Annotated in this window: 12 protein-coding genes and 1 riboswitch; of the genes, 8 read left to right on the forward strand and 4 right to left on the reverse strand. The window is 36.8% G+C overall.

Annotated elements, in window-relative coordinates:
- The 3 genes from GHD00_RS14020 to GHD00_RS14030 form a co-directional block, all read right to left on the reverse strand.
- On the reverse strand, positions 1–506 hold a 506-nt coding region (locus tag GHD00_RS14020; RefSeq protein ID WP_163538784.1), incomplete at its 3' end, for an IS110 family transposase.
- Positions 507–843: 337 nt separating this feature from the next.
- Positions 844–2,268 (reverse strand): sodium/pantothenate symporter, encoded by a 1,425-nt coding sequence (gene panF, locus GHD00_RS14025; RefSeq protein ID WP_163538785.1) that lies wholly within the window; start codon positions 2,266–2,268, stop codon positions 844–846.
- Entirely contained in the window at positions 2,265–2,552 is a 288-nt protein-coding gene (locus GHD00_RS14030; protein ID WP_163538786.1) for a YhdT family protein, read from the reverse strand. The genes panF and GHD00_RS14030 overlap by 4 nt, the downstream gene beginning before the upstream one ends.
- Before the next feature lie 171 nt (positions 2,553–2,723).
- Positions 2,724–2,826, forward strand: a riboswitch (TPP riboswitch).
- A 462-nt stretch (positions 2,827–3,288) separates the two neighbouring features.
- Between GHD00_RS14030 and GHD00_RS14035 the strand changes: the two genes are divergently transcribed.
- The 3 genes from GHD00_RS14035 (at position 3,289) to serA (ending at position 7,250) form a co-directional block, all read left to right on the forward strand.
- On the forward strand, positions 3,289–4,572 hold the full coding sequence (locus tag GHD00_RS14035) for an acetylornithine deacetylase (RefSeq protein WP_163538787.1): 1,284 nt from the start codon (positions 3,289–3,291) through the stop codon (positions 4,570–4,572).
- Positions 4,573–4,599: 27 nt separating this feature from the next.
- Positions 4,600–5,274: a thiaminase II gene (gene tenA / locus GHD00_RS14040; protein ID WP_163538788.1), complete on the forward strand. Its 675-nt coding sequence runs from the start codon at positions 4,600–4,602 to the stop codon at positions 5,272–5,274.
- Between the two features lie 389 nt (positions 5,275–5,663).
- Positions 5,664–7,250 carry a phosphoglycerate dehydrogenase gene (gene serA / locus GHD00_RS14045; protein WP_163538789.1) on the forward strand — a complete coding sequence of 529 codons (1,587 nt, stop codon included), beginning with the start codon at positions 5,664–5,666 and terminating at the stop codon, positions 7,248–7,250.
- A gap of 29 nt (positions 7,251–7,279) precedes the next feature.
- Here serA and GHD00_RS14050 read toward each other — a convergent pair whose 3' ends face one another.
- The gene (locus GHD00_RS14050) at positions 7,280–8,068 is read right to left on the reverse strand and encodes an HAD family hydrolase (RefSeq protein ID WP_163538790.1); all 789 of its coding nucleotides are present in this window, start codon (positions 8,066–8,068) and stop codon (positions 7,280–7,282) included.
- 200 nt (positions 8,069–8,268) lie between these two features.
- On the opposite strand from GHD00_RS14050, the gene GHD00_RS14055 reads away from it, so the two are divergent.
- From GHD00_RS14055 to GHD00_RS14075, 5 genes are all read left to right on the forward strand, one after another.
- The gene (locus GHD00_RS14055) at positions 8,269–9,210 is read left to right on the forward strand and encodes a YybS family protein (RefSeq protein WP_163538791.1); all 942 of its coding nucleotides are present in this window, start codon (positions 8,269–8,271) and stop codon (positions 9,208–9,210) included.
- A 31-nt stretch (positions 9,211–9,241) separates the two neighbouring features.
- Complete coding sequence (locus GHD00_RS14060) at positions 9,242–11,221, forward strand: DHH family phosphoesterase (RefSeq protein WP_163538792.1); 1,980 nt, start codon at positions 9,242–9,244, stop codon at positions 11,219–11,221.
- A complete protein-coding gene (rplI, locus tag GHD00_RS14065) occupies positions 11,218–11,664 on the forward strand; it encodes a 50S ribosomal protein L9 (protein ID WP_163538793.1) in 447 nt (148 codons plus the stop codon). Before GHD00_RS14060 ends, rplI begins: the two co-directional genes overlap by 4 nt.
- 182 nt (positions 11,665–11,846) lie before the next feature.
- Positions 11,847–13,208 (forward strand): replicative DNA helicase, encoded by a 1,362-nt coding sequence (gene dnaB, locus GHD00_RS14070; RefSeq protein WP_163538794.1) that lies wholly within the window; start codon positions 11,847–11,849, stop codon positions 13,206–13,208.
- 120 nt (positions 13,209–13,328) lie between these two features.
- Positions 13,329–14,615 carry an adenylosuccinate synthase gene (locus tag GHD00_RS14075; RefSeq protein WP_163538795.1) on the forward strand — a complete coding sequence of 429 codons (1,287 nt, stop codon included), beginning with the start codon at positions 13,329–13,331 and terminating at the stop codon, positions 14,613–14,615.
- Positions 14,616–14,934 lie beyond the last annotated feature (319 nt).

The following is a 14,934-nucleotide window of genomic DNA, read 5'->3' on the forward strand; positions in this document are numbered from 1 at the left end:
TCACTTCTTCTTGCCCGAGTGATCTGTTGAAGTTGTTTATATATACCCGTATTCAACTTTGAGTTAGTAGCTTTATTACCAATTAAAGCCTCAGCAATTAAATACAAATCAATATCATCTGTCTTGGTGTAAGTTAGGTGTTGTTTTCTTTCTTCATGAGTGGATGCGGGATTAATGATATGAACAGAAAATCCCTTCCCCATTAGGATACGAACAATGTCTTCATAGTGATGACCTGTTGCTTCAATTCCGATGAATACTTTGTCTGTTTGAAGACTCTTTTTAGCCCTTTCGATTTTATCCGTTAGAACTTTCATACCAGTTTTACTAATCATGAAAGAGAAAGAAGTTTCTATAGGTTCACCATAATAATTTAAAATCATTGCCTTTTGTAGAACTTTAGAAACATCGATTGGAACAATTAAAACTTTTTCTAAATCGATACCGCGAATTTCTTTTGCAAATTGACTTCTTCTTAATCCTTGTTTACCATTAAGTAGTCTCATTGACTATGTCCTCCTTGCTGGGTGGGTGATTGAGTAAACTTGGTTAAGTATTTCAATCGTAGCATAGTCAGTGGGGCTTTTTGTGTTTAAATACATTATTTCATACACCAGGAAAGTATAAAATCTTAGTAGAGAAGTTACTCGACGTAGCAAAAATTTTAAAGTGCGAAGTATAAGTGCAACTACGGCTCTGCTGTCAACAATCGTCTGTAAGCCCCCACTTCAAGACTTAGAATAATGAAAGAAGTAGAAGTGGGGAGCCCCCTGATAAGTTTCGCTAACCAACAGTGGGTGATCAAGACCCCACCACCCACGGATAAAAGTCTCACTTTATGGGTTAAACCCTATTTTGAGTAATGAAACTAAAGCTGACATAAGCTACTAGGGCCAGCAAAATAGATGGAACGACTGCGTGCATGCCAAATGGTTCTGGATAAAATGATTGGAATAGCATATAAGAAGTAATCCCAACAAGCATAGAAGCAATGGCTCCATATTTATTCCCTTTATGCCAATAAAGCCCCATGATAATAGGCCATATAAACACTGCTTCCAACCCACCAATGGCAAAAAGGTTAAGCCATATAATGAAATCAGGAGGATTCACAGCTATTAAAAATACGATGATTCCTAATAATGCAGTTACACCTACACTAATTCGCTTCACCTTTTTATTAGACGCTTTTGGATTGATGTAATTTATATAGATATCTTTAACAATAGTGGAACTCACTAATAATAATAAAGAGTCAACCGTTGACATAATCGCAGCTAACGGTGCGGCTAATATAATCCCAGCTAACCATGGCGGTAACACTTCTAAGGCAATAAGCGGCATGACTTTATCTCCTATTTCAATTCCAGGTAGTACAGGTCTTGCAAATGCGCCGATTAAATGCATATTTAACATAATAACTCCGACCACAATCGTTCCAATCATTAGTGCTCTGTGAAATGACTTCGCATTCTTATAAGACATAGCGCGAACAGCAATTTGCGGCAATGCTACAACACCAACACCGACTAATACCCAAAAGGAAGAAACATAGGTTGGAGTTAAAGTTCCATTCTCTCCAAAAGGGGTAATCAGATTAGGATTAGCTTCCTGAAGATCAGTTATAATATTTGAAATGCCACCACCAGCAATGATTACGGCTATTAACAAAACCAATGTCCCTATAAACATAATGCTGCCTTGAATCCCATCTGTTAAGGTAACAGCACGAAATCCCCCAAATGTGACATAGCCTAAAACAGTTAAAACAAAAATAAACAGAGCAGAATGATAGTTTAGCCCTGTCAATGATTCAATGAGACGACCGCCGCCAATCCATTGCGCTGCCATTGCAGAAAATAAAAAAGCAACTATGCTAAAAGAAGCTAATAAGACAATCAATGTTGAATGGTAGCGTGCTTTTAAGAAATCTATTATAGTAACAGCTTGATATTTTTGGGTTAAAATCGCAAATTTTTTCCCGAGAATCATTAAAGTAAAATACCCAGTAGCTACTTGTGTAACAGATAACAATACCCAACCTAGTCCTTCATGATAGGCTACACCTGGACCGCCAATGAAACTGCTTGCACTGCCGTATGTAGCGGTCATGGTCATGGCAAGTACAAATCCGCCTAAACTTCTGCCGCCTAAATAGTAGTCAAAAACAAAAGAGTGACTCGTTCTTTCTCTTCGACTTGCTATAAAACCAATTAAAAATATAAGTCCTAAGGATCCAAATAGTGTCATAGTAGCTGCCCAATTCATTTGTCTTCTAACTCCTCATGATTAAAGTTGACATGGACAAAAAAGCTCTTAACGATCGCAAACACCAACACAGACATCACAATTACACCTAGCACACAGCTGTAGAAGAACCATGCTGGTAACCCAATAATATACGTGTATTCTGATACGTCTTTACTGCCCAGTCCATAGGCGAAGGCAAACCACCAGATAAAATTAAATAGAACTAAACCAATACCTATTAGTGCTTCTCTATTCGCTACTTTAAATCGGTAATCTTTGTGTTGGCATTTATTTTTATTCAAGGTATCGCCTCCTTATGGAAATTCTTTAAATATTAGGTATATTATAAAGGTTGCCCTACATATTTGTATAGATAAGGAAGAAACTTCAAGTATCTAATTCCATATTTTACTACGATATGGATTGATTTATCTAGAGAAGTGTGTTTTGATGTAACTAGACTAATTGAATAGAGACATCACTAGGGGTGCTGCAATAGCTGAGAAAGACTACTTTGTCTTAACCCTTGAACCTGCACTAGTTAATACTAGCGAAGGGAAGTGGTAAGAGAATTTGTATAAGAATACCTTATGATTGTTTTAGGCATTTAACCGATCATGATTGTATCTAATGAAACCACTCCTTTTGGAACAGAGGAGTGGTTTTTTTGATTTAAGTTAAGAAAGTAAGAACCTGGAAGCAGGAAGAAAATCAACGTAGAAGACATTGTTTAAAATGGAAACACTATGAAAATACATTCTGTTACTGGCATTGGTCTCAGGACGTACTGACATCTATGTTAACTACAGGAAGTTGGCGAACTTAACAGATGTTTCATTTTTATACTCGATGCAAGTGCAACTACAGCTCTGCTGTCGCCTAAAGTAAAGGATCGTCAATCGACGAGTTTTCTTTAGAAGACAAATACATGAATATTGAGGGATGCTAGAGTTATTTTGGTGATTTTAATAGCTGAGAAAAGAAGGTACGAGGGTTGCCTATGGGATAGTGTTCCGAAGCAAGGGAGGAGACATTTAAATGAATGACCAGCTAAAGCAATTAATAAAGCAGGTAGATGAACGACAAGAGGAGCTCATTGAATTGTTGAAAAGGTTGATCACCTATAAAACACCTGCACCGCCAGCAAGAAATACGGATGAGGCTCAGCAATTTGTTGCAGCATTTTTAAAAGATATAGGATTCGAAGTAGATAAGTGGGATGTGTATTCAGGAGATCCCAATGTTGTGGGAAAGTTAAAGGGAGTGGATTCAACAAATTATAAAAGCTTAATTATTAATGGACATATAGATGTTGCAGAAGTAAATGAAGAAGAGCAATGGATATCTGGTGACCCGTTTACTCCTTTGGTGCAAGATGGTGTTGTGATTGGGCGAGGAGCGGCAGATATGAAAGGCGGGCTTGCTGGTGCGTTATTTGCCCTTCGTTTATTACATGAAACTGGGATAGAACTGCCAGGTGACTTAATATTACAGTCTGTTATTGGTGAGGAAGTAGGAGAAGCAGGGACACTTGAATGCTGTAAACGAGGTTATAATGCTGATTTTGCGATTGTGGTGGATACAAGTGATTTACATATTCAGGGGCAAGGTGGTGTGATCACCGGTTGGATTACGATAAAAAGTAATCAAACGTTTCATGATGCAACTCGAAAAGAAATGATTCATGCTGGTGGTCAATTATTTGGAGCGAGTGCTATCGAAAAAATGATGAAGGTCATGCAAGGATTACAAGATTTGGAAAGGCATTGGTCCGTTATGAAAAGTTATCCGGGATATACACCGGGAACGAACACCATTAATCCTGCCGTTATAGAAGGAGGACGTCATGCTGCTTTTGTTGCAGATGAATGCCGATTATGGATTACCGTTCATTACTATCCAAATGAAACATATGAAGAAGTAGCCAAAGAGATAGAAGAACATATCAAAGCTGTTGCTCAAGCTGATCCTTGGTTAAAAGAAAATCCCCCACGATTTGAATGGGGAGGTTCATCAATGATAGAGGATAGAGGAGAAATTTTCCCATCATTAGAAGTAGACCCTGATCACCCGGCTGTTCACACTTTAATGGATGCGCACCAAAAAATATTTGACGAACAAGCTATTATGGATGTATCACCATCGGTTACGGATGGTGGCTGGTTTTCAGATGCCGGGATTCCAGCAGCTATCTATGGACCTGGTCACTTGCATGCTGCTCATTCAGTTAATGAACAGGTCTCTATTCATCAGCTTATTGAATATACGAAAGTTCTTTTATCGTTTACGTTTGATTGGTGTCATAGCAAAAAAGACAAATGATTTGAGAAATAAAAGGAGAGATGAAAAATGAAATTTTCTGAACGATTATATCAAAAGTTACTACCTATTTGGCGTAAAAACCATGCTCATCCATTTGTAAAGGGAATGGGTGACGGTACATTAGAAAAAGAAAAGTTTCGCTTTTATATGGTACAAGATTACTTATACTTAATAGAATACTCTAAGTTATTTGCTCTTGGAGCTGTTAAAGCGGAAAATTTAGAACAAATGGGAACGTTCGCTGCTTTACTGCATTCCACTATGAATGAGGAAATGGCGCTTCACCGTCAGTATGCTGAAAAATTTGATATTTCTCTTGAAGAACTGGAAAATGCAGAGCCATCTCCTGTTACGCTTGCTTACACCCGATATATGCTGTATGAAGCACAAAACGGTACACTTGCTGAATTAGTTGCTGCACTGCTCCCGTGTATGTGGAGCTATTGGGAAATTGGAAAGGAATTAAATGAAATCCCAGGAGCTTCCGAACACGAATTATTTGGAGATTGGATTCAAATGTATAGCTCTAAAGAGTTTGGTGAACTAGCTACATGGTGTATTGATTTGCTTGACAAAGCTGCAGATGGAAAATCAGAGCAAGAACTTGAAAAGTTAGAGGAAATCTTTTTAAATACAACACGTTATGAATACATGTTTTGGGATATGGCATACACTCAAAAAATGTGGCCATTAAACGAATAAATTCTTCTTGAATGAATAATTTCTCTTTTAACCGTTAAAAAAGTCATGGTATATGCTATGACTTTTTTAATTAGTTTTTTATAACGTTCGTGTTTTAAGAGATTTTATTCAATATATACCTGACAAAATATACACATTCCTATCTAAATACGATCGTTAATAAGAAAAACAGGTGAAACATCCTTGACATTCCATGTGAATCTGCTATGATTAAGGAAACTTCATTAACATAAAACTTTTTAGAATATACACGCAATTTTCTACTAGTAATAGACAGAAAATGCTATAATAAGATCATAATATACACAGTTACACAAAGTATGACAAGTGAAGAATTTCACTAAGTACTTGTATGATGATGTAAAATTAAAACATTTGGAGGGACAGTCATGACTTTTAGAGTGTTAATTAGTGACCCATTAAGCGAAGACGGTATCCAACCATTAAGGGAAGCAGATAATATTGAGGTGGATGTCGATACGAACCAATCAGCAGATGAGTTAGCAGATAAAATTGGGCAATATGATGCTTTACTGGTACGTAGCCAAACGAAAGTCACAAGAGATATTATAAGCCAGGCAGAAAACTTAAAAATCATTGGTCGTGCAGGTGTAGGGGTAGACAATATAGATTTAAGTGCTGCAACAGAGTATGGCATTATTGTAGTAAATGCACCAGATGGTAACACTAACTCAGCTGCAGAGCATACGGTTGCTATGCTGATGTCGCTTGCGCGTAAGATACCTCAAGCTTTTGTTGCTTTACAGAATGGAAAATGGGATCGTAAAACGCATGTTGGGGTAGAGTTAAAAGGCAAAACATTAGGTGTTATCGGTATGGGACGTATCGGTGCTGAAGTAGCAGCTCGTGCTAAAGGACAACGAATGAATGTGATCGCTTATGACCCATTCTTAACAAAAGAAAGAGCGGACAAGCTAGGAATTGACTTTGGGTCAGTAGAAGATGTTATTACAGTAGCAGATTTTATTACCGTACACACACCGTTAATCAAAGAAACAAAGCACATGATTAACAAGGATGCTTTTGCGAAAATGAAAGACGGCGTCCGTATTATTAATTGTGCTCGTGGTGGGATTATAGATGAGGATGCACTATATGAAGCGATTAAATCTGGCAAAGTAGCGGGAGCAGCATTAGATGTATTTGAAGAGGAACCAGCTACGGATCATCGATTACTTGAGTTACCAGAAGTAATTGCAACTCCACACCTTGGTGCAAGTACAGTAGAAGCACAAGAGAATGTAGCAATTGATGTAAGTCATGATGTTGTTCGCTATTTATCAGAAGGCGTAGCAAGAAACCCTGTAAATTTACCTTCTGTGCCTAAAGAAGTCATGAATAAAATCGAGCCATACTTCCATTTATCTGAGAAATTAGGAACATTCTTAACTAATGTGACAGATGGTGTTGTAGAAGAAATTAACATCTCTTATTCAGGAGAACTAACAGAACTTGAAGTGGCACCACTAACTCGTAATACGATTAAAGGATTATTAAAACGTCATTTAGGAGACCATGTGAATGATGTAAATGCATCTTACTTAGCAGAAAAACGTGGTATCCAAGTGAATGAACATAAATCATCTGCAGCAAAAGGCTTTACTAATTTATTAAAAGTAGAAGTGAAAACAAAAGCAGGTACGAGAAAAGTAGCAGGTACCTTATTAAACGGCCTTGGACCTCGCATTGTTCAGGTGGATAGCTACAGTGTGGATGTGATCCCTGAAGGGAACTTAGTATTTGTTAACCATAATGACCGTCCCGGTGTTATTGGAAAAGTAGGTAGCTTGTTTGCGGAAAAAGATATTAACATTGCAGCTATGCAAGTTGGTCGTTCCGATGTTGGCGGTGATGCGATTATGATCTTAACAGTTGATAAGTATTTAGCAGAAGATGAATTAGAAGCATTGAAGCAAGTAGAGGAAATTAATGCAATTGCGCCAATTGAATTATAAGAATAAAATAAATAGCTAGCCTTTTGAGGCTAGCTATTTAACTTTTCTACTAATGGAAATAACTCTTCCAGGTGATTAATTTCATAACTTGGTTCTACTTCATTTTTCTCTTTATTTTCCCGGTTAATCCACACACTTTTAATACCTGTTCTGTTTGCTCCTAAAATGTCTGTCATAAGGTTATCACCCACCATAATGGCTTCATCACGACTGACATTTGCTGTTTCTAATGCATGTTCAAAGATACTTGGGTCTGGTTTTCCACGTCCAAACGCTCCAGAGATAATAATATGATCAAAGTAATCCGTGAGCTCAGGTGTGATCGTTAGCTTCGTATTCTGTAAATCTGGAGATCCATTTGTGAGCATAACCAGTTGGTAGTTATTATGTAATTTTTGTAAAACAGAAAAAGTCTCTTCATAAACGAAAGGGTTCTTTTTACGATTTACTGGGAATTGTTCTGCTAAATAAGCACCAAATTCTACATCATCAATCCCTAATTCTCGGAGACCTTGAACCCATGCATCTTTACGATAATTGGGCACAATTTCTGCCATTTTTTTAAAATATTGGTGATCGTCAAGGAAATTGCCCCATAACCCTTCAAATGGGTTAATTCCTATCATTTGTGTAAATTCATAGGTTTCATAACCTTGATATAATTCACGAGCCTTTTTTCGAACTGCTTCTTCCAATTTTTCAGCTGAAATCTCATATTTCTCTTCAGCTAATTGGCAAGTGTCAATAAAGGCTTGTTTAACACTGCGTTTATCCCATAACAGGGTATCGTCAAGGTCGAATATTACCGTTTTAATCATAATAAAAGCCTCCTGCATGTCATTTTTATGAACTGTCTCTATTATATAGGAAATTTTGATAAAAGCATACTCCTTCTATGTTGTCATGATAACTTGCCATCGTTTATAATAGAAATAATCTAATGCAAATATAGATAGAAAGCGCAGCGGGTAATAGCTGTGCTTTTTCAATCAATGCACATGGTTAAGGATGGATGGAGATGACGAATCAAAAGATAGGGAAAGACTTTTGGCTATATATTGGAGGATATATTCTCCTCTTATTGCTAGCTATATTTGTACCATTACTTCAATTAATTGTTCTCTTTTTGCTCCCACTACCTGTGATTTTTCTAGTGGTGCAATATGATAAAAAACTGGCATCGATAGGTTTAGGTTTTTTGGTGCTTCTGTCCCTGTTTCTTTATCCAATTATTGCATTTCCACTCACTTTTTTGGCAATGATAAGTGGTATCATGATTGGATTTTCGCTAAAGAAAAAGCAGCATGCCTATGAAACATGGGCGAAAGGTTCGGCAGGTTATTTAATTGGATTTGCTTTTATCTATGTATTTGTAGAAACGGTTCTGAATTTTTCCATACAAGATTCATTTATCCAGACGATGGATGAGTCTCTTGCGATGACAGAAGAACTGTTTTTAAGTGTAGGAATCGACTATTTTTCGGATGATGATTTAAAGATTCTGCGTGAACAGATGATGCAAATGCTGCAACTTTTACCTGTCATTTTAGTGGTCATTTCTATGGTTTTATCCTTTTTTACACAATGGCTTAGTTATAAATGGTGGAACAAATTTATGGATCAATCTCTTTATTTTCCGCCATTTCGCCAATTTCAATTGCCTAAAATCATGTTATGGATCTATTTAATCATTCTATTACTATCGTTTATAGGTATTGGTGAAAAGGGTGATTATATTAGTATTGCCATCTTTAACATTTCTCATTTATTAGGTGTTCTTTTAATGCTGCAAGGGCTGTCTTTTATCTTTTATTATTCCTATGTGAAGAAAGGCTCAAAGGCTTTACCAATTATTAGTATATTAATAATTGTATTTTTCCCAATTATAGGTCTTTATTTGGCACGCATCTTAGGTATAATTGATTTAGGATTTGAATTAAAAAAACGAATAACAAAATAAAAAGGCAAACTACTGTTAGGAGCTGAAAGCCATGCCAAAATTCCTCAAAAAACCTATGATGGGCAGGCATATTATAGGCATATATCTACTGTCTTTTATTTTGCTCGTGTTAATCTTTTATTATCACTGGGTATTTGGATTTATCATGACCTTACTCTTTTCGCTATCGTTATACTATAGCTTTAAAAAAGAGAAGCAGTTAGTGAATCAAACAGAGGAATATATATCGACTTTATCGCACCGTGTAAAAAAAGTAGGAGAAGAAGCATTATTGGAGATGCCAGTTGGGATTATTCTCTATGGTGACGATTTTAATGTTGAATGGACCAACCCGTATATGAGTGAGTTTTCTGAAGAAGACACACTAGTTGGCGAAAACCTTGAGGTCTTATCAAGTGAACTTGTCTCTGGATTAAAAGATGAGGATAAGACAGACTTTTGGGTGTCGATTGGTTCGTTTGATTTACAAGTGTATCATAAGGCCCAAGAACGTTTGATATACTTGTTTGATCGGACAAGGCAGACAGAACTGCAAGAGTTATATGAACAAGAAAAAACAGTATTAGGCATTATCTTTTTAGACAATTATGAAGAAATGACACAAAACATGGATGATACAGCGAAAAGCCATATCAATTCGCAAGTCACATCTATTTTAAATAATTGGTCTAACGAGCATGGAATTTATTTAAAAAGAACATCTCAGGAACGTTTTATGGCGGTGATGAGCCAAAAGATTTTAGCTAAATTAGAAAAAACTAAATTCGAAATATTAGATGAGGTTCGTGAACTAATAACAGACAAAAATGTACCTCTTACTTTGAGTATTGGGATTGGTTTTGGCAGTGAATCGTTACCTGAGCTTGGGGAACTTACCCAATCTAGCTTAGATTTAGCTTTAGGTCGAGGGGGCGACCAAGTAGTCATTAAAGATGATGCAACTGGTAAAGTCCGATTCTACGGTGGAAAAACGAATCCAATGGAAAAACGGACACGAGTGCGAGCACGGGTTATTTCGCATGCTCTTAAAGAATTGGTGAAAGAGAGTGATCAAGTGCTAATTATGGGGCATAAATCTCCTGATATGGATTCGATAGGTGCTTCCATTGGTGTCTTGAAGATTGCTCAAGCAAATAATGTAGAAGGCTTTGTTGTCATTGATGAAGATGATATTGATACAGGTGTTCAAAGATTAATAGAAGAGATTAAAGAGGAAGAAGAGCTATGGTCACACTTTGTTGATCCGGATGAGGCGCTAGATATTGTGACAAAAGATACCCTGTTAGTAGTAGTAGATACACATAGGCCTTCTTTAATGCAGGAGTCCAAATTAATTCAAAAAACAAAGCATGTAGTAGTCATCGACCATCACCGCAGAGGGGAAGAATTTATCGACAATCCAACGCTTGTTTATATGGAGCCGTATGCTTCCTCTACAGCTGAATTGGTAACAGAACTTTTAGAATATCAGCCTAGTTCGTTAAGTCTAAATATGTTAGAATCTACAGCTTTATTAGCAGGTATCATTGTCGATACAAAAAGCTTTACATTGCGAACTGGATCTCGTACATTTGATGCAGCTTCTTACTTACGAGGAAAAGGAGCGGATACCGTGCTTGTCCAAAAGTTCTTAAAAGAAGATTTGGACATTTATGTGAAAAGAAGCCGATTAATTGAAAATACCAATATATATAGAGGGCATATTGCTATCTCTGTAGGAAATTACCGGGAGACATATGGTCCTGTTGTTATTGCACAAGCAGCCGATACTTTGTTAACCATGACAGGTGTAGAGGCATCATTTGTCATATCAGAACGTAAGGACGGCCGTATTGGAATTAGTGCAAGGTCCTTAGGTGATGTAAATGTGCAAGTTATTATGGAGAAAATGAACGGTGGTGGTCATTTAACCAATGCTGCTACTCAATTAGATGATATGGCAGTAATTGATGCTTATGAATGGCTAAAAGATATTATTGATGAGTATTATGAGGGAGGAGAAGAAGAATGAAAGTGATTTTTACACAAGACGTGAAGAATAAAGGGAAAAAAGGGGAAGTAAAAAACGTTTCAGACGGTTATGCCAGAAACTATTTACTAAAAAACAACCTTGCTATTGAAGCAACTCAAGCAAATTTGAAAGCATTAAAAGCGAAACAAAATAAACAAAAGCAGAAAGAGCAAGATGAAGTGGAAGAAGCGAAGCAGTTAAAAGAGAAATTGGCGAATTTGGAAGTAAAAGTAACAGCTAAATCAGGGGAAAGCGGGCGTTTATTTGGTTCCATTACAAGTAAGCAAATTGCAGAAAATTTAAAGAAAGCTCATAACATTAAAATGGACAAGCGCAAGATTGAATTAGATCAGCCAATTAGAGCATTAGGATATACTAATGTACCAGTTAAAATCCATCCAGAAGTAACGGGTACAATAAAAGTTCATGTTGTAGAAGCATAAGCGAATGGGGAGTTTTCATGCTTCCCATTTTTTCGCTTTTATACGTTAGAAAGTATAAAGTTTTAGCATGGAAGCTACTCAACGTAGCAAAAATTTTTAAGTACAAAGTATAAGTAAAACTAAGGCTTTCGCCATTAGGACTGGCGATAAGCCAAGTTTTTCTTTATAAGGGAGGGTAAGAAATGAGCGATGTATGGCAGGGACGGACTCCACCACATAATATTGAAGCAGAACAAGCTATTTTAGGTGCGATTTTCTTAGAGCCTGAGGCTATATCCAGTTCCTCTGAAATTTTAATACCAGAGGATTTCTATCGGGCAAGTCATCAGCAGATTTTTCGCGTTATGCTTCAATTAGCAGATAAAGGGGAGCCGATTGACTTAGTAACAGTAACAACTATGTTATCGGATAATAAGCAGCTGGAAGATACAGGTGGTGTGTCCTATTTAAGTGATTTAGCGAATGCAGTTCCGACTGCTGCCAATATTATTTATTATTGTCGTATCGTAGAAGAAAAAGCGATATTAAGACGATTAATTCGAACAGCAACAGATATAGTAACGGACAGTTACTCGAAGGAAGATGAAGTAGAGGAAGTTCTAAATGAATCGGAAAAGCGAATACTAGAGGTATCGAACCGTAAAAATGCCTCGTCATTTAAAAATATTAAAGATGTACTAATAGAAGTTTATGACAATATCGATTTATTACACAAAAATAGTGGCGAAGTGACAGGTATTGCTTCAGGATTTCGTGATTTGGATCGAATTACATCTGGGTTCCAACGAAATGATTTAATTATTGTAGCAGCACGTCCGTCTGTCGGGAAAACAGCCTTTGCTTTGAATATCGCCCAAAATGTTGCGATAAAAACAGATGAAAATGTGGCAATTTTTAGTTTGGAGATGGGAGCAGAACAGCTGGTATCTCGTATGTTATGTGCGGAAGGAAATATTGATGCTCAACGATTAAGAACTGGTGCATTAGAAGAAGAAGATTGGGGCAGACTGTCTATGGCAATGGGGAGTCTTTCCAATGCAGGGATTTTTATTGATGATACACCAGGGATTCGAGTGAGTGAAATACGATCTAAATGTCGACGTTTAAAGCAAGAGCATGGTTTAGGGATGATTTTAATCGATTATTTACAATTGATTCAAGGCAGTGGCAATTCGAAAGAAAATAGACAACAAGAAGTATCAGAAATTTCCCGTGCGTTAAAAGGACTAGCGCGAGAATTAAATGTTCCACTTATTTCACTGTCACAGCTATCTCGTGGTGTAGAAACACGACAAGATAAAAGGCCAATGATGTCAGACTTAAGGGAGTCCGGAAGTATTGAGCAGGATGCAGATATTGTCGGATTCTTATATCGTGATGATTACTATGATCAAGAATCAGAAAAACAGAATATTATTGAAATCATTATTGCTAAGCAGCGTAATGGTCCAGTTGGAACAGTAGAGTTAGCATTCGTGAAAGAATTCAATAAATTCGTTGATTTAGATCATCGTTATCAAGAAAGTGATATACCCCCAGGGTAAAAATTTCACGAACATTTTTAAATGATTTTTCTTTAATGTTCGTAAATCAAATTGACATTCCGATACAACGTTGGTAGAATTAATACGGAATGAATAATATATTGGGCGGAGGTGCCGTATATGTCTTCGGTAGTAGTGGTTGGAACACAATGGGGAGACGAAGGAAAAGGTAAAATTACTGACTTTCTTTCACAAAATGCAGAGGTGGTTGCTCGTTATCAAGGTGGTAATAATGCAGGCCACACCATTAAATTTGATGGTATTACTTATAAATTACACTTGATTCCATCTGGAATCTTCTTTGATGATAAAATTTGTGTATTAGGAAACGGAATGGTAATTGATCCAAAAGCATTAGTGGAAGAGTTAAATTATTTACATGATAAAGGTGTTAGTACGGATAACTTACGAATTAGTAATCGTGCTCATGTCATCTTGCCTTACCATCTAAAATTGGATGCTCTACAGGAAGAAGATAAAGGTGAGAATAAAATAGGAACAACGAGAAAAGGAATTGGTCCTGCTTATATGGACAAAGCAGCTAGAGTAGGTATCCGTATTGCTGATTTATTAGATAAAGAAGCATTTCGTGAGAAGTTAGAAAGCAATTTAAAAGAGAAAAATCGTTTTTTTGAAAAAGTGTATGAAACAGAGCAAATGGAAGTTGAAGATATATTAGATGAATATTACGAATATGGGCAATTTTTCAAAAATTATGTAGCGGACACATCGGTTGTCCTAAATGAATCGCTCGATGGAGGACGTCGTGTGTTATTTGAAGGTGCGCAAGGGGTTATGTTAGACCTTGACCAAGGTACTTATCCATTTGTCACATCTTCTAATCCAATCGCTGGTGGGGTTACGATTGGCTCTGGTGTTGGCCCTTCAAAAATTAATCATGTCGTAGGTGTTTCAAAAGCTTATACGACACGTGTTGGAGATGGTCCGTTCCCAACAGAATTGGATGATGAAATTGGTGAACGAATTCGCGAAGTAGGGAATGAATATGGTACAACAACTGGTAGACCAAGACGTGTAGGCTGGTTTGACAGTGTGGTAGTAAGACATGCGCGTCGAGTAAGCGGGATTACTGATTTATCATTAAACTCTATTGATGTGTTAACGGGAATTGAAACATTGAAAATCTGTACAGCTTACAAATATAAAGGAGAAATCATGGAAGAGTTCCCAGCTAGCTTGAAAGTATTGGCTGAATGTGAGCCGGTTTATGAAGAATTGCCGGGATGGGATGAAGATATCACTGGTGTAAAGAGTCTTCATGAACTTCCTGAGAACGCACGTCATTACTTAGAGCGTGTCTCTCAGTTAACAGGAATACCGTTATCGATCTTCTCCGTTGGTCCAGATCGTTCGCAAACAAATATAGTAAGAAGCGTATATAGCTAATAGAAGATACAAAAAGGTCGTCATGAGCGGCCTTTTTTTTATGTTAAAAGATTGTTGCTTTTTAAAATAATCTCCTTGCACAAAAGTTATAAACCGTGATGTTCCTTTTTTCCCACTCTTGTTGTCAGTCAATTCATTATCTGCAATACTTCAGCTTTTGTCACTCAAAGAAATTCCCTTTTCCAATTCCTCTTTTGGCAAAATGTTTGTTTAATATATATTGAATCCTTCTTCGTCATCGATAATCTTACATCAATCACATATTTTCATTGTAGTTATTGCTTGATCTGGAAATAATATGATAAATTCATAAATATTT

The sequence above is a fragment of the Gracilibacillus sp. YIM 98692 genome (genome assembly GCF_010993965.1).
Taxonomy (GTDB): Bacteria; Bacillota; Bacilli; order Bacillales; family Amphibacillaceae; genus Gracilibacillus.

Coding starts and splice junctions, on each gene's coding strand:
- panF (WP_163538785.1), bottom strand. CDS start 2,268: ATGAATTGGGCAGCTACTATGACACTATTTGGATCCTTAGGACTTATA.
- GHD00_RS14035 (WP_163538787.1), top strand. CDS start 3,289: ATGAATGACCAGCTAAAGCAATTAATAAAGCAGGTAGATGAACGACAA.
- tenA (WP_163538788.1), top strand. CDS start 4,600: ATGAAATTTTCTGAACGATTATATCAAAAGTTACTACCTATTTGGCGT.
- serA (WP_163538789.1), top strand. CDS start 5,664: ATGACTTTTAGAGTGTTAATTAGTGACCCATTAAGCGAAGACGGTATC.
- GHD00_RS14050 (WP_163538790.1), bottom strand. CDS start 8,068: ATGATTAAAACGGTAATATTCGACCTTGACGATACCCTGTTATGGGAT.
- GHD00_RS14055 (WP_163538791.1), top strand. CDS start 8,269: ATGACGAATCAAAAGATAGGGAAAGACTTTTGGCTATATATTGGAGGA.
- GHD00_RS14060 (WP_163538792.1), top strand. CDS start 9,242: ATGCCAAAATTCCTCAAAAAACCTATGATGGGCAGGCATATTATAGGC.
- rplI (WP_163538793.1), top strand. CDS start 11,218: ATGAAAGTGATTTTTACACAAGACGTGAAGAATAAAGGGAAAAAAGGG.
- dnaB (WP_163538794.1), top strand. CDS start 11,847: ATGAGCGATGTATGGCAGGGACGGACTCCACCACATAATATTGAAGCA.
- GHD00_RS14075 (WP_163538795.1), top strand. CDS start 13,329: ATGTCTTCGGTAGTAGTGGTTGGAACACAATGGGGAGACGAAGGAAAA.